At 68.4% G+C, this 20,347-nt stretch carries 14 protein-coding genes and 1 pseudogene; 6 read left to right on the top strand and 9 right to left on the bottom strand.

Features of this window, described 5'->3' with window-relative positions; translation table 11 throughout:
* Window positions 1-866: 8-amino-7-oxononanoate synthase (locus ASJ79_RS28625; RefSeq protein WP_067962707.1), on the bottom strand; the 866-nt coding region annotated here is incomplete at its 3' end.
* 36 nt (window positions 867-902) lie between these two features.
* A complete protein-coding gene (locus tag ASJ79_RS28620; RefSeq protein ID WP_067962697.1) occupies window positions 903-2,204 on the bottom strand; it encodes an adenosylmethionine--8-amino-7-oxononanoate transaminase in 1,302 nt (433 codons plus the stop codon).
* A gap of 23 nt (window positions 2,205-2,227) precedes the next feature.
* Here ASJ79_RS28620 and ASJ79_RS28615 point away from each other — a divergent pair, with 23 nt between their 5' ends.
* Genes ASJ79_RS28615 through treZ form a run of 4 tightly spaced genes read left to right on the top strand, consistent with a single transcriptional unit; the run spans window position 2,228 to window position 10,590 of the window.
* Window positions 2,228-4,420: an acyltransferase family protein gene (locus ASJ79_RS28615; protein ID WP_067962693.1), complete on the top strand. Its 2,193-nt coding sequence runs from the start codon at window positions 2,228-2,230 to the stop codon at window positions 4,418-4,420.
* Entirely contained in the window at window positions 4,405-6,567 is a 2,163-nt protein-coding gene (gene glgX, locus ASJ79_RS28610; protein WP_197420420.1) for a glycogen debranching protein GlgX, read from the top strand. The genes ASJ79_RS28615 and glgX overlap by 16 nt, the downstream gene beginning before the upstream one ends.
* 2 nt (window positions 6,568-6,569) lie before the next feature.
* Window positions 6,570-8,861, top strand: a complete 2,292-nt coding sequence (treY, locus tag ASJ79_RS28605) for a malto-oligosyltrehalose synthase (protein WP_067962690.1) — start codon at window positions 6,570-6,572, stop codon at window positions 8,859-8,861.
* Window positions 8,854-10,590: a malto-oligosyltrehalose trehalohydrolase gene (gene treZ, locus ASJ79_RS28600; RefSeq protein WP_067962687.1), complete on the top strand. Its 1,737-nt coding sequence runs from the start codon at window positions 8,854-8,856 to the stop codon at window positions 10,588-10,590. Before treY ends, treZ begins: the two co-directional genes overlap by 8 nt.
* On the opposite strand, the gene ilvA is transcribed toward treZ, so the two are convergent.
* Window positions 10,578-11,867, bottom strand: a complete 1,290-nt coding sequence (gene ilvA, locus ASJ79_RS28595; RefSeq protein WP_067962684.1) for a threonine ammonia-lyase IlvA — start codon at window positions 11,865-11,867, stop codon at window positions 10,578-10,580. The two genes, treZ and ilvA, sit on opposite strands and share 13 nt — an antisense overlap.
* 143 nt (window positions 11,868-12,010) lie before the next feature.
* Here ilvA and ASJ79_RS28590 point away from each other — a divergent pair, with 143 nt between their 5' ends.
* Both ASJ79_RS28590 and ASJ79_RS28585 read left to right on the top strand, forming a co-directional pair.
* A complete protein-coding gene (locus tag ASJ79_RS28590; protein WP_067962682.1) occupies window positions 12,011-12,241 on the top strand; it encodes a hypothetical protein in 231 nt (76 codons plus the stop codon).
* A 108-nt stretch (window positions 12,242-12,349) separates the two neighbouring features.
* Entirely contained in the window at window positions 12,350-13,243 is an 894-nt protein-coding gene (locus ASJ79_RS28585; RefSeq protein ID WP_067962679.1) for a manganese catalase family protein, read from the top strand.
* A gap of 51 nt (window positions 13,244-13,294) precedes the next feature.
* On the opposite strand, the gene ASJ79_RS28580 is transcribed toward ASJ79_RS28585, so the two are convergent.
* From ASJ79_RS28580 to ASJ79_RS28555, 6 genes and pseudogenes are all read right to left on the bottom strand, one after another.
* Window positions 13,295-13,882 carry a hemerythrin domain-containing protein gene (locus tag ASJ79_RS28580; protein ID WP_067962676.1) on the bottom strand — a complete coding sequence of 196 codons (588 nt, stop codon included), beginning with the start codon at window positions 13,880-13,882 and terminating at the stop codon, window positions 13,295-13,297.
* Between the two features lie 73 nt (window positions 13,883-13,955).
* On the bottom strand, window positions 13,956-17,504 hold the full coding sequence (gene dnaE / locus ASJ79_RS28575) for a DNA polymerase III subunit alpha (protein WP_067962673.1): 3,549 nt from the start codon (window positions 17,502-17,504) through the stop codon (window positions 13,956-13,958).
* A 71-nt stretch (window positions 17,505-17,575) separates the two neighbouring features.
* Window positions 17,576-18,250 carry a TetR/AcrR family transcriptional regulator gene (locus ASJ79_RS28570; RefSeq protein WP_067962671.1) on the bottom strand — a complete coding sequence of 225 codons (675 nt, stop codon included), beginning with the start codon at window positions 18,248-18,250 and terminating at the stop codon, window positions 17,576-17,578.
* 53 nt (window positions 18,251-18,303) lie between these two features.
* Window positions 18,304-19,194 (bottom strand): EamA family transporter RarD, encoded by an 891-nt coding sequence (gene rarD, locus ASJ79_RS28565; protein WP_067962667.1) that lies wholly within the window; start codon window positions 19,192-19,194, stop codon window positions 18,304-18,306.
* A complete protein-coding gene (locus tag ASJ79_RS28560) occupies window positions 19,191-20,120 on the bottom strand; it encodes an RluA family pseudouridine synthase (protein WP_067962664.1) in 930 nt (309 codons plus the stop codon). The genes rarD and ASJ79_RS28560 overlap by 4 nt, the downstream gene beginning before the upstream one ends.
* A pseudogene (locus ASJ79_RS28555) lies at window positions 20,117-20,347 on the bottom strand (signal peptidase II); the annotation flags it as partial. The pseudogene ASJ79_RS28555 and the gene ASJ79_RS28560, both read right to left, overlap by 4 nt.

The following is a 20,347-nucleotide window of genomic DNA, read 5'->3' as shown; positions in this document are numbered from 1 at the left end:
ATGAGCTGACCGCCGTCCCCTCCCATCGGGGTCAGCGCGAACGCCGCATCGACGCCGGGCGGTGCGGGGATCTGTTCGATGCCGTAAGCAGACGGCATCCGTTGCGCAGGTGACCAGCGCGCGGCGGGGCCCAGCACCACCCCGCCCTGGCTGCCCAGCGCCTTCGACAGCGTCGTGGTCATCACGACGTCGGGCGCACCGGCCAACCCGACCTCGTCGATCAGCCCGCGGCCGCCGGAACCCCGCACACCCAGACCGTGGGCCTCGTCGACGATCAGCAGCGCGCCGTGCCTGCGGCACGCGGCGTGCAGTGCGCGCAGCGGCGCGAGGTCGCCGTCGGCGGAGAACACCGAATCTGTGACCACGACGGCGCGTTCCTCCGAGCGGCTGGCCAGCGCCTGCTCGACCGCGCCGGCATCGTTGTGCGGGGTGACCACGACCCGCGCCCGCGACAACCGGCAGGCGTCCACCAGCGAGGCGTGCGTCAGGGCATCGGAGACCAACAGCGATCCCGGTCCCGAGAGCCCGACCACGGCGCCGAGGTTCGCGGTGTAGCCCGCCGAGAACACCAGCGCGGCCTCGGCGCCGACGAACGCCGCCAGCGCCTCCTCGAACGCCTCGTGCAGTTCGGTGTTGCCGGTGACCAGACGCGACCCGGTGGATCCGGCACCCCAGGTGCGCAGCGCCGACACACCGCCGTCGATGACGCGCGGATGCTGCGAGAGCCCGAGATAGTCGTTGGAGGCCAGGTCCAGTTCGGCGCCCACCGGAGGACGGGTACGCAGCGAGCGGCGCAGACCGGCGGCGCGCCGCTGCGCCTCGACCTCGTCGAGCCAGGCCAACGGGGAAACACCGACGCGTGTCACGCTGCTCCTTCGCTTGCAGCCGTTCTTGAACACCGTTCAGGTTAGTGCACGCGCGACCTCGACCATCGCGGAGGTGATCTGGCCGATCTCGGCGGCAGTGCAGATGTAGGGCGGCATCACATAGATCAGGTTCCGGAACGGACGCAGCCAGACGCCGTGCTCGATCGCGCCCGGCGTCGCGACGGCGAGGTCCACCGGGCGGTCGAGTTCGATCACGCCGATCGCACCGAGCACCCGCACGTCGGCCACGTGCGGCAGCGCCGCAGCCGGTTCCAGACCGGCGCGGAGTCCCTCCTCGATACCGCGCACCTGTGCCTGCCACCCGGTCGAGAGCAGCAGCTCCACCGAGGCCACACTGACCGCGCAGGCCAGCGCGTTCGCCATGAACGTCGGACCGTGCATCAATGCACCCGGCGGGTTGCCGCTGATCGTCTCGGCGACCCCGCGCGTGCACAGCGTCGCGGCCAACGTCAGATACCCGCCGGTGAGCGCCTTGCCCACGCACATGATGTCCGGGCTCACCCCGGCGTGGTCGGCGGCGAACATCGCGCCCGTCCTGCCGAAGCCGGTGGCGATCTCGTCGAAGATCAGCAGCACGTCGTGCTCGTCGCACAGGCGCCGCAGATCCGCCAGGTAGCTCGGATCGTGGAACCGCATGCCGCCGGCGCCTTGCACGACCGGTTCGACGATCACCGCGGCGAGCTCGTGGGCGTGGGCCGCCAACTGCCGCGCGAACGCGTCGACGTAACCGGGGTCGTAGCCGGCGGGCACCGGCGGGGCGAACACTTGATCGGCGAGCAGGGAGTTCTTCCCGGTCCACAGCTCGTGCATGCCGCCCTGCGGGTCACACACGCTCATCGGTGTGAACGTGTCGCCGTGATATCCGCCGCGCCAGGTCATCAACCGGCTCTTGCCGCCGTGGCCGGAGCTGCGCCAGTACTGCAGTGCCATCTTGACCGCGACCTCCACCGACACCGAACCGGAGTCGCTGAAGAACACTGTCTCCAGGCCGTCCGGGGTGACCTCGACCAGCAGCTGCGCCAGCCGTGCGGCGGGCTCGTGGGTCAGCCCACCGAACATCACATGGTTCATCGTCGACAGTTGCCGGCTGATCGCCGCGTCCAGCACCGGGTGACCGTGCCCGTGCACCGCGGTCCACCAGGACGCCATCGCGTCCAGCACCTCGACCTCACGGCCCTGATGCACGAGCGTCAACCACGCCCCGCGCGCCCCGGTCGCGACCACCGGCTCGAGCGCGTCGATACCGATCGGGCTGTACGGATGCCATATGTGAGCGGCGTCGATGGTGCTGATCTCGGTAGGCGTCAACGCAGGCACCTTCGGTAGATTAACCGTCGACCATGATGACCCTCGCCCCCGTCCGGCCGGCGCCTCCCACCGCCCCGGGCCCGACCCCGGCTGCGCGCACGGTGCGCGGCGCCGGTGTGCGGATCCGTCAACCGGTGTTCTACCGGCACGATCTGGACGGTCTGCGCGGAGTCGCCATCGCCCTGGTGGCGGTGTTCCACGTGTGGTTCGGACGGGTGTCCGGCGGGGTCGACGTCTTCCTCGTGCTGGCCGGCTTCTTCTTCGGCGGGCGGTTGCTGCGGGGCGCGTTGACCCCCGGCGTGGCGGTGCGACCCGTACCCGAGGTCACCCGGCTGATCCGGCGGTTGCTGCCCGCCCTGGTCGTGGTGCTGGCGGCGTCGGCCGTCCTGACGATCCTGATCCAGCCCGAGACGCGCTGGGAGACCTTCGCCGACCAGAGCCTGGCCAGCCTCGGCTACTACCAGAACTGGGAACTGGCCCACACGGCATCGGACTACCTGCGGGCCGGTGAAACGGTCAGCCCGCTGCAGCACATCTGGTCGATGTCCGTGCAGGGACAGTTCTACATCGCCTTTCTCGCGCTGATCCTCTTGTCCGGGTGGCTGTTTCGCCGCCTTTTCGGCCGCTACGCCCGCGGCGCGTTCGTGGTGCTGCTCAGTGCGCTGACCATCGCGTCGTTCGTGTACGCGATCAACGCACACGACGTCGCGCAGGCCACCGCCTACTACGACAGTTTCGCCCGAGCCTGGGAACTGCTGCTCGGCGCACTGGTCGGTGCGGTGGTGCCGTACGTGCGCTGCCCGATGTGGCTGCGCACGACGCTCGCCGTCGTCGCCCTCTGCGCGATCCTGTCCTGCGGTGCGCTGATCGACGGGGTGCGCGAGTTCCCCGGCCCGTGGGCGCTGGTGCCGGTGGGTGCGACACTGCTGTTCATCCTCACCGCGGCCAACCGGTACGCCGACCCCCACACCGGGGGACGTATCCCGGCGCCGAACCGGCTGCTGGCGTCGAAACCCTTCGTGGCGCTGGGCGCGATGGCCTACTCGCTGTACCTGTGGCACTGGCCGCTGCTGATCTTCTACCTCGCCCACACCGGCAACTCGCGGGTCAACTTCGTCGAAGGTGCGGCGGTGCTGCTGGTGTCGGGTGTGCTCGCGTGGCTGACCACCCGCTTCGTCGAGGAGCCGCTGCGGGCCCGCGGCTCGGCGGCCGCCGCGCGGGTGGTGAAGGTCCCGCGGTGGTCGCGGCTGCGCCGACCCACGATCGTGCTGGGCTCCACCGTGGTGCTCCTCGGGGTGGCACTGACGGCGACGTCGTTCACTTGGCGCGAGCACGTCACCGTGTTACGGGCCAACGGCAAGGAACTGTCCGTACTCTCCCTTCGCGACTATCCCGGAGCGCGGGCACTGACCGAGAACGCGAGGGTGCCCACGCTGCCGATGCGCCCGACCGTGCTCGAAGCCAAAGACGACATCCCGCAGTCCACCATCGACGGATGTATCAGCGACTTCGACAACGTCGGCATCATCAACTGCACCTACGGCGACAAGGCGGCCACCAGGACCATCGCGCTGGCCGGCGGTTCGCACGCCGAGCACTGGATCACCGCGCTGGACCTACTCGGCCACGTGCACCACTTCAGGGTGGTCACCTACCTCAAGATGGGCTGCCCGCTGACCACCGAGGAAATGCCGCTGGTGATGGGGAACAACGACCCCTATCCCAAGTGCCGCCAGTGGAACGACCGGGTGCTGCCGAGGATCATCGCCGACAAGCCTGACTACGTCTTCACCACGTCCACCCGGCCCTGGAACATCAAGCCGGGCGACGTGATGCCGTCGGGCTACCTCGGCATCTGGCAGGAGCTGTCGGACAACCGTATTCCGGTACTGGCCATGCGGGACACACCGTGGATGGTGCGGGACAGCGAACCCTTCTTCCCGGCGGATTGCCTGGCCGACGGCGGCGACGCCGTCTCCTGCGGCATCGAGCGATCCGAAGTACTGTCGGATCGCAACCCGACACTGGATTACGTCAAACGGTTCCCGTTGCTCAAGCCGCTCGACATGAGCGATGCGGTGTGTCGCGCCGACCACTGCCGGGCCGTGGAGGGGAACGTGTTGCTGTATCACGATGCGCATCACATCTCGTCGACGTACATGCGCACGATGACCGACGAACTCGGCCGCCAGATCGGCGCGGCCACCGGGTGGTGGTCGGGCTGATACCGTCGGCCGAGAACTCGTCCGTCTATGCCGTCTGGCCGGGGACTCCCTATCCGCTGGGCGCGACCTACGACGGTGCGGGGACCAACTTCGCGGTGTTCTCCGAGGTCGCCGAACGGGTCGAGTTGTGCCTGATCGGCAAGGACGGCGGTGAGCAGCGTGTCGACCTCGACGAGGTCGACGGCTTCGTCTGGCACTGCTACCTGCCCACCATCACGCCGGGTCAGCGTTACGGGTTCCGTGTGTACGGCCCGTGGGATCCCGGCGCCGGGCACCGGTGCGATCCCAGCAAGTTGTTGCTCGACCCCTACGGCAAGTCGTTCCACGGCGACTTCGAGTTCTCGCAGGCGCTGTACTCCTACGATCTGCAGGCCGACGACCCCGCCAGCGGCGGGGTGCCGCCGCGGGTCGACTCGCTGGGCCACACCATGACCAGCGTGGTGATCAACCCGTTCTTCCAGTGGGGGTCCGACCGGGCGCCGCGCACGCCGTACCACGACACGGTGATCTACGAGGCGCACGTGAAAGGCATGACGCAGACGCATCCGGGCGTTCCGGAGGAGCTGCGCGGCACCTACGCCGGCCTCGCGCACCCGGTGATCATCGACCACCTGAAGTCATTGAACGTCACGGCGATCGAGCTGATGCCGGTGCACCAGTTCATGCACGACCACCGCCTGCTCGACCTCGGGTTGCGAAACTACTGGGGGTACAACACTTTCGGTTTCTTTGCTCCGCACAACCAGTACGCCGCCACCCGCAACGCCGGCGGTGCGGTGGCCGAGTTCAAGGCGATGGTGCGCGCGTTCCACGACGCCGGGATCGAGGTGATCCTCGATGTGGTCTACAACCACACCGCCGAAGGCAACCACCTCGGGCCCACGATCAACTTCCGCGGTATCGACAACGCCGCCTACTACCGGCTGCTCGACGGCGACCTGCGCTACTACAAGGACTTCACCGGCACCGGGAACAGCCTCAACGCCCGGCACCCGCACACCCTGCAGTTGATCATGGACTCACTGCGGTACTGGGTGCTCGACATGCACGTCGACGGGTTCCGCTTCGACCTGGCCTCGACGCTGGCCCGCGAGTTCTACGACGTCGACCGGCTCTCGGCGTTCTTCGACATCATCCAGCAGGACCCGGTGATCAGCCAGGTCAAGCTCATCGCCGAGCCGTGGGACGTCGGTGAAGGCGGTTATCAGGTCGGCAACTTCCCAGGTTTGTGGACCGAATGGAACGGGAAGTATCGCGACACTGTGCGTGATTACTGGCGGGGAGAACCCGCAACCCTGGGCGAGTTCGCCTCCCGGCTGACCGGGTCGTCGGACCTCTACGAGGCCACCGGCCGCCGGCCGAGTGCCAGCATCAACTTCGTCACCTGCCATGACGGCTTCACGCTGGCCGACCTGGTCTCCTACAACGAGAAACACAACGAGGCCAACGGTGAGGACAACCGCGACGGCGAGAGCCACAACCGTTCGTGGAACTGCGGGGTGGAGGGCCCGACCGACGACCCCGCGATCGTCGCGCTGCGCGGCAAGCAGATGCGCAACATCATGGCCACGCTGATGCTCTCCCAGGGCACCCCGATGATCGCGCACGGCGACGAGATGGGCCGCACCCAGCAGGGCAACAACAACGTCTACTGCCAGGACTCCGAGCTGTCCTGGATGGACTGGTCGCTGTGCGAGAAGAACGCCGACCTCCTCGAGTTCACCCGCACAGTGATCAAGTTCCGCAAGGACCATCCGGTGTTCCGCCGCAGACGGTTCTTCGAGGGCAAGCCGCTGCGCACCGGCGACCAGGTCCGCGATATCGCCTGGCTCAATCCGTCCGGGCGGGAGATGACGCAGGAGGACTGGGGTTCGGGTTTCGAATGCGTGTCGGTCTTCCTCAACGGCGACGCCATCCCGGCACCCAACGAACGCGGCGAACGCGTCTCCGACGACTCGTTCCTGTTGTGCTTCAACGCCCACGACGAGCCACTGGACTTCGTCGTCCCGGACGGTGATTACGCCGAGGAGTGGGTCGGCGCCATCGACACGGCCGACCCGAAGGGCGTGAGTGCGCTGGAAGTGGTTGCCGGGCAAACCATCTCACTGGAAGCCCGCTCACTGCTCGTTCTGCGTAAGACAGCCTGATCATGAATGTGCTCTCGACCTACCGGCTGCAGATGCGCGGACCGGCCAGCGGTGCGGCGTTCACGTTCGCCGATGCCGAGAACCTGGTCGACTACCTCGCCGAGCTGGGCGTGTCGCACCTGTACCTGTCCCCGATCCTGACTGCCGGCGAAGGCTCCAGCCACGGCTACGACGTCACCGATCCGACCACCGTCTCCGCCGAACTCGGCGGAGCGGAAGGCTTCGAACGCCTGGTGCGCAGGGCGCGCGATGCGGGACTCGGTGTCGTCGTGGACATCGTGCCCAATCACGTCGGCGTCGAGGCGCCCGAGCAGAACGCGTGGTGGTGGGACCTGCTGACCCACGGCCGTGACTCGCGGTATGCGTCGTTCTTCGACATCGACTGGACGATGGACCCGGACGGCCGGATCGTGTTGCCGGTGCTCGGCTCCGACGACGACGTCGCGGATCTGACCGTCGACGGCGACGTGCTGCGGCTCGGTGACCGGATCTGGCCGGTCGCGCCCGGCACCGGGGACGGCACCGGCCCGCAGGTGCACGACCGACAGCACTACAAGCTGATCGGCTGGCGCAACAACGTCTGCGGCTACCGGCGGTTCTTCTCGATCACCTCTCTGGCGGGGCTGCGCCAGGAGGACCGCGCGGTGTTCGACGCCACGCACGTCGAGGTCAAGCGGTGGTTCGCCGACGGTCTGGTGGACGGCATCCGCATCGACCATCCGGACGGATTGTCCGATCCCGCAGGGTATCTGGAGTGGCTGCGAGAACTCGCCGGCCCGCGCGCGTGGATCGTGATCGAGAAGATCCTCGCCGTCGACGAGGCGCTGGACACCAGCCTGCCTGTCGCGGGAACCACCGGTTACGACGCACTGCGCGAGTGCGGCGGGGTGTTCGTCGACCCGGCCGGAGCGCAGGCCCTGACCGCGCTGGTCGAAGCGGCGGGTGCCGACCATTCGGCAGCCCACACCCGGGCGCGCGCGCTGAAGGTGCAGACCGTCACCGGCACGCTCGCCAGCGAGCTCGCCAGGCTGCGCCGCACCGTCGTGGCGGTCACCGGCAGAGACCACGACCGTCTTGCCGAGTCGATCGCCGCGCTGCTCAGCCACGTCGGGGTGTACCGGTCCGACTACCGCGCACTGTCGGGTGTGCTACCGCTGGCGTTCGCCGAAACCGCCTCCGCCCAACCCGAACTGGCGGAACCGCTGGCGTTGCTGGCGAGCGCGCTGCCCCACCGCGAGGTCGAGGTCCGGCTCCAGCAACTGTGTGGCGCCGCGACCGCCAAGTCGATGGAGGACTGCCTGTTCTACCGCGACGCGCGGCTCGTGTCGCTCAACGAGGTCGGTGGCGAACCCGACCGTTTCGGGGTCAGCGCCGCGGAATTCCATCAGCGCGCCGCGGTCCGCGCGGCGCTGTGGCCGCAGTCGATGACCACGTTGACCACTCATGACACCAAGCGCGGCGAGGACGTGCGCGCCCGCATCGGGGTGCTCTCGCAGGTGCCGTCTCTGTGGTCCGAGTTGGTGCGGGGATGGCAGCGCAGCGCTGCTCCCCCGGACCCGGCCACCGGCCTCTTCCTGTGGCAGAACATCTTCGGGGTGTGGCCCGCGGACGGCACCGTGACCGACGCGGTGCGGCAACGCCTGCACGGCTACACCGAGAAGGCGATCCGCGAGGCCGCGCTGCGCACCTCGTGGAACGATCCCGACGACGAGTTCGAAGCCGCCGTGCACAGCTGGCTCGACACGGTCATCGACGGCCCGGTCGGGGCCGAGATGGGCGCGTTGGTGGCCCGCCTGGACCCCCACGGCCGCAACGACGCGTTGGGCCAGAAGTTGATCACGCTGACCGCGCCCGGCATCCCGGACGTCTACCAGGGCACCGAACTCTGGGAGGACAGCCTCGTCGACCCCGACAACCGGCGTCCGGTGGACTACCGGGCCCGGCGTGACGCGCTGGCCGCCGCGGAACACCCGAAGATCCGGGTGGTGCGCGCGGCGCTGCATCTGCGGCGGGAACGGCCCGACACGTTCCTGGCGGGCCGGTACCTCCCGTTGCTCGCCGACGGCCGGGCCGCCGACCATGTCGTGTCGTTCCGGCGTGGGGACGACGTCGTGGTCGCGGCCAGCCGGTGGACCGCGCGCCTGGACGAAACAGGTTGGGGCGAAACGGCGTTGACACTGCCCGACGGCGCCTGGACCGACCGCCTGACCGGCGCGTCGCACCGCGGGTCCGTGCCTGCTGCGGACCTGTTCGCCACGCTGCCCGTCGCCCTGCTGGTGGCCGGCGATGCCTGATCACGAGTTCTCGGTGTGGGCCCCGCGGCCCGAACAGGTGCGGCTCGACGTCGAGGGCACGCTGCACCCGATGTCACGTGGCGAGGACGGCTGGTGGCGCGCCGTCGTCGACGCGGCGCCCGCAGCCCGGTACGGTTTCGTGCTCGACGACGACCCGAAGGTGCTGCCGGATCCGCGTTCTCCGCGCCAGCCAGACGGGGTGCACGAACGTTCCCAGCTCTGGGCACCCGCACCCGAGGCCTGGTCCGACGGCGGCTGGCCGGGGCGCTCGATCGAGGGCGCGGTCATCTACGAGCTGCACATCGGCACCTTCACACCCGGCGGCACATTCGACTCGGCGATCGACAGGCTCGATCACCTGGTTGCGCTCGGGGTCGACTTCGTCGAGGTGATGCCGGTCAACGCGTTCGGCGGTACCCACGGCTGGGGCTACGACGGTGTGCTCTGGTACGCAGTGCACGAGCCCTACGGGGGGCCGGACGGGCTGATCCGGTTCGTCGACGCCTGCCACGCCCGTGGCCTGGGGGTGCTCATCGACGCGGTCTTCAACCATCTCGGCCCGTCGGGGAACTACCTGCCGAAGTTCGGGCCATATCTGTCCAGCGGGTCCAACCCGTGGGGTGAGTCGATCAACATCGCCGACGCCGGGGCCGACCAGGTCCGGCGCTACATCCTGGACTGTGCGCTGCGCTGGATGCGGGTCTTCCATGCCGACGGACTGCGGCTCGACGCCGTGCACGCCCTCGTCGACACCACCGCGGTCCACATCCTCGAAGAGCTCTCGGCCGAGACCGACGCGCTCGCAGGGGAACTCGGCCGCCAACTGGCGCTGATCGCCGAGAGCGACATGAACGATCCGCGGCTGATCACCCCGCGCGAGCACGGTGGCCTCGGCATGACCGCGCAGTGGGACGACGACATCCACCACGCGATCCACGCTGCCGTGTCCGGTGAACGGCAGGGTTACTACAGCGACTTCGGCACGCTGGAGACACTGGCACAGACGCTGAGGCAGGGCTACTTCCACGCCGGCACCTACTCGTCGTTCCGCCGCCGCCGGCACGGCCGGCCGCTGGACACCGCCACGATCCCGGCCACCCGCCTGCTGGCCTACACCCTGACCCACGACCAGGTGGGCAACCGCGCGATCGGCGACCGGCCCTCCCAGAACCTGACCACCGGGCAGCTCGCCGTCAAAGCCGCGCTTGCGCTCGGATCGCCCTACACGGCAATGCTTTTCATGGGTGAGGAGTGGGCCTCGTCGTCGCCGTTCCAGTTCTTCAGCTCCCACCCCGAACCCGAACTGGCGCGGGCGACGGCGGAAGGCCGCAAACGCGAGTTCGCCGAGCACGGCTGGGACGCCGACGACATCCCGGATCCGCAGCATCCGCAGACCTTCGAGCGGTCGAAGTTGAACTGGGACGAGGTCGGCACCGGTGACCACGCCAGGCTGCTGGAGTTCTACCGCGGCCTGATCGCGTTACGCCACAGCGATCCGGACATGGCCGATCCGTGGCTGGACCACCTGCACGTCGACTACGACGAGGCCGCCCGCTGGTTCGTGATGCGCCGCGGCGCACTGGTGATCGCGTGCAACCTCGGCACAGACAGCGTCGACGTCCCGGTCACCGGCGACGTCGTGCTGGCGTGGGGCGATCCGACGGTCGGTGACGGCAGCACCCGCCTCGACGGGCACTCGGTCGCGATTCTGCGGTCTCAGGTCAGGTAGCGGTAGGTCGGCGAACCCGGCTCGAGCAGTTCGACATGGCACTCCGAGGCGTTCATCCGCGCCAGCAGACCCTCGAGGTCCGACGCGGATGCCATCTCGATACCGACCAGGGCCTCGCCGGTCTCCCGATTGTTGCGCTTGACGTACTCGAACAGCGTGATGTCGTCGTTCGGGCCGAGCACCTCGTCGAGGAACCTGCGCAGCGCGCCCGGCTCCTGCGGGAAGTCGACCAGGAAGTAGTGCTTGAGGCCGAGGTGCACCAGCGAACGCTCGAGCACCTCGCCGTAGCGGGACACGTCGTTGTTGCCGCCGGAGATCAGGCACACCACCGTGGAGCCGGGCTCGATGTCGGCGTCCATCAGCGCGGCCACCGACAGCGCGCCTGCCGGCTCGGCGATGATGCCCTCGTTCTGATACAGGTCCAGCATCGCGGTGCACACCGCGCCTTCGTCGACCGTCGTGATCGAGACCATGTCGCCGGCCGCCGACAACGCCTCGAAGGGCTTGGTACCGATCCGCGCGACGGCGGCGCCGTCGACGAACTGGTCGACGTGCGGCAACGTGACGGGCTCCCCCTTGGCCAGCGCCGCGACCAACGCCGCCGCGCCCGCCGGCTCGACCCCGAGCACCGACGTCGTCGCGGTGCGCTCCGCCAGGTACGTGGTGATACCGCTGATGCAGCCGCCCCCGCCGACCGGAACCACCACCAGGTCCGGCTCGGCGCCGAGCTGGTCGAGGATCTCCACCGCGATCGTGCCCTGGCCGGCCATGGTGCGCAGATCGTCGTAGGGCGGCACCAGCGTGGCCCCGGTACGTGCCACGTCCTCGAGGGCGGCCTGGGCCGCGAGGTCATAGGTCTTGCCGCCCACGATCAGCTCGATGAATTCGCCGCCGTGGTAGAGGATCCGGTTGCGTTTCTGCTTGGGCGTCTTGGCGGGAACGTAGACCCGGCCGCGCACCCCCATCGACCGGCAGGCCAGCGCGAACCCCTGCGCATGGTTGCCCGCCGACGAGCACACCACACCCGCCGCGATCTCCTCGGGGCTCAGCTGCATGAGCAGGTTGTAGGCGCCGCGCAGCTTGTAGGAGCGCACCGCCTGCAGATCCTCCCGCTTGAGGTACACCTGCGCCCCGGTCAGCGCCGACAGCCGGTCGCTGAGCTGCAGAGGAGTCTTGGAGACCACCCCCGAAATTCGCTGAGCGGCCTCGTCGATGTCCGCGGCACGCAGCGGCGCGGCGGGATCGATGCGGGGACGGCTACTCAGCTCAGCGGACACCGGACAATGGTGCCACCGCACCCCGCCCCGGGAGAAATGGGTTCCGGCCGAGCGCAGGGCGTCCGGCCACACCGCCGTTGTCGTGCTGCCCACAACCGGTGTTTCGGGTGGCCGAAAACTTTGATGCGAGCTATCGTGATCACATGACGACCGCCGAACATTTCCGAGCCATCGTGGCCCGACCGGCCACGTCGTTTTCCATCGCCGGGGTCCCGTGGCCCGCGTACAAGGTGATCTCCCTGCTGGCCGGCTTCTTCGTCTTCGTCGTCGTCGGCGCCGCCACCATGTCCGCTGGTCCCGCCGTTCTCAGTGGAGCCGGCGCGGCCACCGTGCTGTGGCTGACCCTGGGCCTGGCCGGCTCGCAGCGCCCCTGATCGGGCCCGCCCGGATCGCCGCGGTCCGGGCTGGGTCCGGACCGTTTGACGGCCACCCTCTCGGGTATCCGGCGCCGATCTGTCAATCGATCAGCCCGGGAGCCTTTCATGTTCATTCACAACAAGGACCTTCAGTTCGAGGTACGCGTCGACAAGCCGGATCCCCGGTTCGCCACACTGTTGCAGGAGCAGTTCGGCGGCGCGAACGGCGAACTGAAAGCCGCGATGCAGTACTTCACGCAGGCCTTCGTGCTCCGGCAGAAGAACCCGAAGATGTACGACCTGTTCATGGACATCGCCACCGAAGAGTTCAGCCATCTGGAGATGGTCGGATCGATGATCACCATGCTCCTCGACGGGCTCAACGACGACCTGAAGATGGCCAATGAACGCTGCGACTGGATGCCGGCGATGGCCAGTCGCGATGGTCGCGACGACATCATCCACAGCGTCGCGGTCAACCCGCTGTACTTCACGCTCAGCGGCGGCGGCCCCGACGTCAAGGACTCCGCCGGCGTGCCCTGGCAGGGCACGTTCGTCAACGCCAACGGTGACCCGACCGTCGACCTGCGCAGCAATCTGGCTGCGGAATCGCGGGCCAAGATCGTCTACGAGTACCTCAAGCAGTTCACCGACGATCCGGGGGTGCAGGACACGTTGACGTTCCTGATGACCCGGGAGGTCACCCACTTCCAGCAGTTCACCGCCGCGCTCAACGAGTTGCCGGTCAACTTCCCGCCCGGACAACTGCCCGGCGACGACCGCTTCCAGAACGTCGCCTTCAACATGTCCAACGGCCAGGGATCGGTGCGGGGACCCTGGAACGAGGGCCAGGGGCCGTGGCCGCAGGGCATGGAATGGGAGTACGTCGAGAAGCCGGCCGAGCAGTGGCTGGGCGGAGAGACCCGCAAGAACAAGGGTGCGGAACGGTGTCCGGAGGGCCAGCCCGCCGTCCGCAGCGAGAAGCCTTTCACCCACGAACAGCACAGTCCGGCAACCTGATTCATGATCAAGGTCGGCGCCGTGGTGACGGCGCCGACCTGCGCTGCGAGGTCAGTACGTCTGTGGGTCTGGCGGGTTCTCGGCTTCCCGCCCACTGACCGTGTCGCGCACGTGGTCCACGACCGCGGCGCCGAGACCCATCGTCTTCTGCACGGTGGAGCCGCCCGGGGTGTCGGGGTGTGGCCGCGTCGGCGCGACCTTCTTCGCCGCCTCCAGCTTTTCACCCAGCGTCTCGAGGTTCTCGCGGCTGACGGCCGCCCGGAACCTCGGCCACACCACGTCCTGTTCGTATCTGATGTGCTCGCGGCCGGCTTTGACGAATTCCTGCAAGGCTTCGTGGTAGTCGCGCTCGCCCGGCGACCCGTCTTCGAGTCGCTGCAGCAGTTTCTTCCCCGCCTGTTCCTGCTCGATCGCACGGTCGGCCAGTTCGTCTCCGTCGTCTCCGAGCACGTCGCGGACCGCCGGCCAGAAGAACTGCTGCTCGATCGCCTCGTGTTGTGACTCCGCGATGACAAGGTTCATCACCATGGTTTTCAGGCCGCTCACCTGGGCCGCAGATCCCGGGGACGCGCCGTCGAGAACCTCCAGCAGGCCCAGCACGCTCTTGTGATCCGCGCGCAGGAAGGTCAATGCGTCCATACTCGTAGCCTTTCCGGTCGGCAATCCGGCGCGGATACCCGGGGGCCACGAGTTGAAACGGCGCGCCGGCGGGCTACCCGCCGAGGCAGCCGGGGCCGAGCAGCTCCTTGAGATCACCCATCAGCGCCGAGGACGGCGTCACGCGCAGCGACTGGTCCAGTTCCAGCGTGGTGATGCGCTCTCCGCTGATCAGACGGAGATGGACCTGTGCGGTACCGGGATGCCGTGCCAACACCTGCTTGAGCGCCGACACCTTGTCGACGGTGCACTGCCGCGTCGGCAGGCTGACCGCGACCGGACGGTTGGTCTGCGCGCTGGAGAAATCCGGGACCACGAGCTCGTTGGCGATCAGCGAGATGCGGTCGTCCCGGATCGCGACCTTGGCTCCTACCAGCACCACGACGTCATCGGCGATCTCGGCCCCGAACATCGAGTAGGTCTGCGGGAAGAACAGCACCTCGATACCGCCGGTGAGGTCCTCCAGTTGCGCCGACGCCCAGGGCAGGCCGTTCTTGTTGACGCGACGGTTCACCGCCGCGAGGATGCCGCCGACCCTGACCTGGGTGTCGTTGGGGACATCACCGTCCAGGATGGCCGGGATCTGGGTGTCGACCTGCGCCGCGAGGAGGTGGGCGATGCCGTTGAGCGGATGGCCGGACACGTACAGGCCGAGCATCTCCCGTTCCAGGGCGAGCTTGTGCTTGTCCTCCCATTCCTCGTCGGGCACCTTGATGGTGAACACCGAGTCGCCCGAAGCGGTGCCGCCGTCCCCACCGCCGAACAGGTCGAACTGACCCATCGCCTCGGCCTTCTTGGTGCCGAGCACCGAGTCGACCGCGTCGGTGTGCACCAGGAACAGCCCCTTGCGCGGATGCCCCAGCGAGTCGAACGCGCCGGCCTTGATCAGCGACTCGGTCACCTTCTTGTTGCAGGCGGCGATGTCGATCTTGTTGAGGTAGTCCGAGAAGTCGGTGTACTTGCCCTTCTCGGCGCGGGTGTTGACAAGGGAGGCAACGACGTTCGCGCCGACGTTGCGCACCGCGCCCAGACCGAAGCGGATGTCGTCGCCGACGGAGGCGAAGTTCTGCACCGACTCGTTGACGTCTGGGGGCAACACCGTGATGCCCAGCCGGCGGCAGTCCGCGAGATAGACCGCGGCCTTGTCCTTGTCGTCCCCCACCGAGGTGAGCAGCCCGGCCATGTACTCGGCCGGGTAGTTGGCCTTCAGATAGGCCGTCCAGTAGGACACCAGCCCGTAACCCGCGGCGTGCGACTTGTTGAACGCATAACCGGCGAACGGGAGGATGGTGTCCCACAGGGCCTTCACCGCGCCTTCGGAGAACCCGTTGGCGGTCATGCCCTCGCGGAACCCCTTGTACTCGGCTTCGAGCACCTCAAGCTTCTTCTTGCCCATGGCTTTCCGCAGCGCGTCGGCCTTACCCATGGTGTAGGAGGCGACCTTCTGGGCGATGAACATGATCTGCTCTTGATAGACGATCAAGCCGTAGGTCTCGGCGAGGATCTCCTTGAGCGGCTCTTCGAGTTCGGGGTGGATCGGCTTGATCGGCTGCCGGCCGTTCTTGCGGTCGGCGTAGTCGTTGTGGGCGTTCATGCCCATCGGGCCGGGCCGGTACAGGGCCAGCACCGCGACGATGTCGTTGAACTCGGTGGGCTGCATGCGCCGCAGCAGATCGCGCATCGGCCCGCCGTCGAGCTGGAACACCCCGAGTGTGTCACCGCGGCCGAGCAGCTCGTAGGCCTTCGGGTCGTCGAGCGCCAGCGACTCCAGGTCCACCTCGACACCCCGGTTGGCCCTGATGTTCTCGATGCAGTCCCCGATGATCGTCAGGTTCCGCAGGCCGAGGAAGTCCATCTTCAGCAGGCCGATCGCCTCGCAGGACGGGTAATCCCAGCCGGTGATGACCGCGCCGTCCTGCGGACGCTTCCACAGCGGGATCGCGTCGATGAGCGGTTCGGAGCTCATGATCACCGCGCACGCGTGAACTCCGGCGTTGCGGACCAGACCCTCCAGGCCGCGTGCGGTCTCGTAGATGGTCCGCACATCGGGGTCGGTGTCGATCAGGCTGCGGACCTCGGCGGCTTCCTTGTACCGCTCGTGGTTCGGGTCGGTGATGCCCGACAGCGGGATGTCCTTGGCCATGATCGGCGGCGGCAGCGCCTTGGTGATCCGGTCCGCGATGGCGAAGCCGGGCTGGCCGTAGTTCACCCGGGCCGAGTCCTTCAGCGCCGCCTTGGTCTTGATGGTGCCGAAGGTGATGACCTGGGCGACGCGGTCGCTGCCCCATTTGTTGGCGGCGTAGCGCAGCATCTCGCCGCGACGGCGGTCGTCGAAGTCGATGTCGATGTCGGGCGCGGACGGGCGTTCCGGGTTCAGGAACCGCTCGAACAGCAGCCCGTGCGGGATCGGGTCGATGTTCGTGATGCCCAGCGCGTAGGCCACCAGTGACCCGGCCGCCGAACCTCGGCCCGGACCGACCCGGATGTCGACCGACTTCGCGTAGTTGATCAGGTCGGCGACGATCAGGAAGTAGGACGGGAAGCCCTTGTCGCAGATGACCTTGATCTCGTATTCGGCGCGCTCGATGTACTCACCGGGCACCGCGTCGGCCACGCCGCCGAAGCGGCGCGCGAGCCCGGCCATCACCTCGTGGTGCAGCCAGGACGCCTGATCGTGCCCGTCGGGCACCGGGAAGACCGGCATCCGGTCGCGCGGGGTCCACACGTCGGCGTACGACTGCACCCGCTCGGCGATCAGCAGCGTCGAATCGCACGCGCCGGGCACCTGGCCGTCCCACAGCTCGCGCATCTCGGCCGCGGACTTCAGGAAGTAGCCGTCCCCGTCGAACTTGAACCGCGTCGGATCCGACAGCGTCTTACCGGTCTGCACGCACAGCAGCGCCTCGTGGTTGCGGGACGCGTCGCGGGTCACGTAATGGCAGTCGTTGGTGGCCAGCGGCGGGATGCCGAGCTTCTGACCGATCTCCAGCAGGCCGTCGCGGACCCGCCGTTCGATCTCCAGACCGTGGTCCATCAGTTCCAGGAAGAAATTCTCCGGGCCGAAGATCTCGCGCCACTTGGCGGCCGCCTCGAGCGCCTCCTGCTGGTGCCCCAGCCGCAGCCGGGTCTGCACCTCGCCCGACGGGCAGCCGGTGGTGGCGATGATGCCTTCGGCGTGCTCGGCGATGATCTCGGCGTCCATGCGCGACCACTTGCCCAGCTGCCCCTCGAAGGAGGCCAGCGACGACAGCTTGAACAGATTGCGCAGCCCGGTGGCGTTCTCGGCCACCATCGTCATGTGCGTGTAGGAGCCGCTGCCCGACACGTCGTCGCTCTTCTGGCTGGGGTCACCCCACAGCACGCGCTTGGTGTCGAACCTCGACGCCGGGGCGATGTAGGCCTCCACACCGATGATGGGCTTGATGCCGGCATCGGTGGCGGCGTTGTAGAACTCGCTGGCGCCGAACATGTTTCCGTGGTCGGTCATGCCGATCGCCGGCATCTCCAGCCGCTGGGCCTCGGCGAGCATCGGCTTGACCTTCGCGGCACCGTCGAGCATCGAGTACTCGGTGTGGTTGTGCAGATGCACGAATGACCCGCTCATAGGGAAGCCAGTCTAGGACCGCCCACCGACAGCGCCCGGCGTGTCGGGCTGCGTGTCTCGCGTTCTTCAGATCACGCGTCGACGGACGCCGGCTCCGGCGAATTCAGCAATCCGGACGCGAGCAAACGAAGCAATTGCCTGGCTATCTCCGAGCGGTCCTCATCGTTGTCAGCCACGCCGACGAAACCCGCGTGGAAACCGAGCCCCCAGAACAGCGCGCCGAGCATGTCGGCGACCGCGTGCGCGTCGGTGTCGGGCGGCAGTTCGCCACGGCGGATCGCGTCGACGACCACGGCGTCGTAGAACGCGTGCACGGCCGCCACCAGGGCGGTGGCGGCTTCGTGGCGGTGCGTACCGCGGTGGTGGTCGATCCGGGCCGTGACGACCATCCTCATCAGGGCCGGCTCCGCGGTGGCCAGCCGGTGCATGCCTGCGCTGAACACCCCCAACTGCCCGAGCAGGGTGTCTGCGCGGATCGCCTCGGCGGCGCACATGTCCACGTGTTCACGCGCGTCGACGAGGAGCACCTCGTAGAGCTCCTCGCGGCTGGCGTAGTAGTAGTGCAGGGTTGGCCTGCTGACCCCCGCCCGGGCGGCGATCTGCTGGAACGTCGCCGAGTGGTACCCCCGCTCGGCGATCAGGTCCCGGGCGGCGCACACGATGGTGCGACGCGTCTTCTCGGAGTCGGCCCCCACCGGACGCCCACGCTTGCGGACCGCGGGCCCAGCGACGGTGTCGATCTCCACGGGCAAACGTTATGGCATAGCTGGCAGACGGTCAACGGCAAATTACGCAAAGTTCACACCGGACACGGCTGGGAGAGCCTCCGCTCGGCACGCGTGCGGCGCACCGCGTCGGTGGTGAACACCAGCAGCGCCAGCCAGATCAACGAGAAACCCACCCACCGCATCGGCGGCATCGGCTCGCCGCCGACGAGCACCCCCCAGGACAACTGCATCGCCGGCGTCACGTAGAACAACAGGCCCAGCGTGACCATCGCCAACCGGTGCGCGGCCGCGGCGAAGAGCAACAGCGGCAGCGCGGTCAGCACGCCGGACAGGATCAGCAAGACGACGTGCCAGCCGCCGTGGCCGGTGAGCGTGCCGCCGCCATCGGCCTGCAAGACGACCACGTAGGCAAGCGCGAACGGCGCCGCGATCGCGGCCTCCAGCCCGACACTCACCCGCGGATCGATGCGGACGAGTTTCTTGACCGCGCCGTACGACGCGAACGACAGCGCCAGTCCGAGGCCCACCAGCGGCGGCTGGCCCACCTGCACCGTCAGGATCACCACCGCGACCACCGCGATCGCCAGTGCGGTGAACTGCCAGCGGTTGAGCTTTTCACGGAAGATGAGCATCCCGAGCGCGATCGCCACCAGCGGGTTGATGAAATACCCGAGCGCGGCGTCGACGACATGCCCGTTGTTGACCGCGTACACGTAGATCAGCCAGTTGGCCGAGATCAACCCGGCCGCGGCGATCAGAAGAAGCCAGCTGCGGCCGTCGATGCGCCTCAGGTCCCCGAGCCGCCGCACCAACGCGACCACAATGACCATCAGCGCGAAACTCCAGATGATGCGGTGCGCGAGGATCTCGACCGCACCCGCCGGTTTGAGCAGCGGGAAGAACGCCGGGAACAACCCCCACATCACGTAGGCGCCGGCGCCGTAGAGCAGACCCGACCTCACCGGTCGTGCTGCCGCAGGACGTCGAGCGCGTGCTGCAGGTCGGCCGGGTACGGGCTGGTGATCTCGACCCGCCTGCCGTCGGCCGGGTGCGCGAAGGCCAGGGACCGCGCGTGCAGCCACTGCCGTTCCAGCCCAAGCCTTTTCGCAAGTGTCGGGTCGGCCCCGTAGGTCATGTCACCGCAGCACGGGTGATGCAGCGCCGCGAAGTGCACCCGGATCTGGTGGGTCCGACCGGTCTCCAGCTCGATGTCGAGCAGGCTGGCCGCCTGGTGAGCTTCCAAGGTGTCGTAGTGCGTGACGCTGTTGCGGCCGCCCTCGACGACCGCGAACTTCCAGTCGTGGCCGCGGTGGCGGCCGATCGGCGCGTCGATCGTGCCGCTGGACGGATCCGGGTGGCCCTGCACCAGGGCGTGGTAGCGCTTCTCGACGGTGCGCTGTTTGAAGGCGCGCTTGAGCACGGTGTACGCCCGCTCGGACAGCGCCACCACCATGACCCCGGAGGTGCCGACGTCGAGACGGTGCACGATGCCCTGCCGCTCGTGGATGCCCGATGTGCTGATCCGGTAGCCGGCGGCCGCGAGCCCGCCGAGCACGGTCGGTCCGTGCCAGCCCACCGTCGCGTGCGCCGCTACCCCCGGGGGCTTGTCGACGGCGACGATGTCGTCGTCGGAGTACAGGACCTCCATGCCCTCGATGTCGACCGGGGTGTTCTCCACCGGTGCGGGCGCCTCGGGCAGGGTCACCTCGAGCCATGCGCCCGCGGTCAGCTTGTCCGACTTGGCGGCAAGCGCTCCGTCGAGTTCGACACCGCCCTCCTCGGCGATCGCGGCGGCAGCCGTCCGGGACAGCCCGAGCAGCCGGGCCAGCCCGGCGTCCACCCGCATCCCCGCCAGCCCCTCCGGCACGGGCATCGATCGTGTCGTCACCCGACGGTGTCCTCGCCGCCGTCCGGCTGGCGCCTCCCGACGGTGTCCTCGCCGCCGTCCGGCTGGCGCCTCCCGACGGTGTCCTCGCCGCCGTCCGGCTGGCGCCTCCCGACGGTGTCCTCGCCGCCGTCCGGCTGGCGCCTCCCGACGGTGTCGAAATCGAACCCGAACAGCGACAGCACCACCAGCAGGATCGCCCCGCCCACGACCGACGGGTCCGCCACGTT

The organism is Mycobacterium sp. NAZ190054 (assembly GCF_001545925.1).
In the GTDB taxonomy this organism is placed as follows: Bacteria; Actinomycetota; Actinomycetes; order Mycobacteriales; family Mycobacteriaceae; genus Mycobacterium.
The sequence above is the reverse complement of the archived record's forward strand: the minus strand, read 5'-3'. Positions and strand labels throughout refer to the sequence as shown.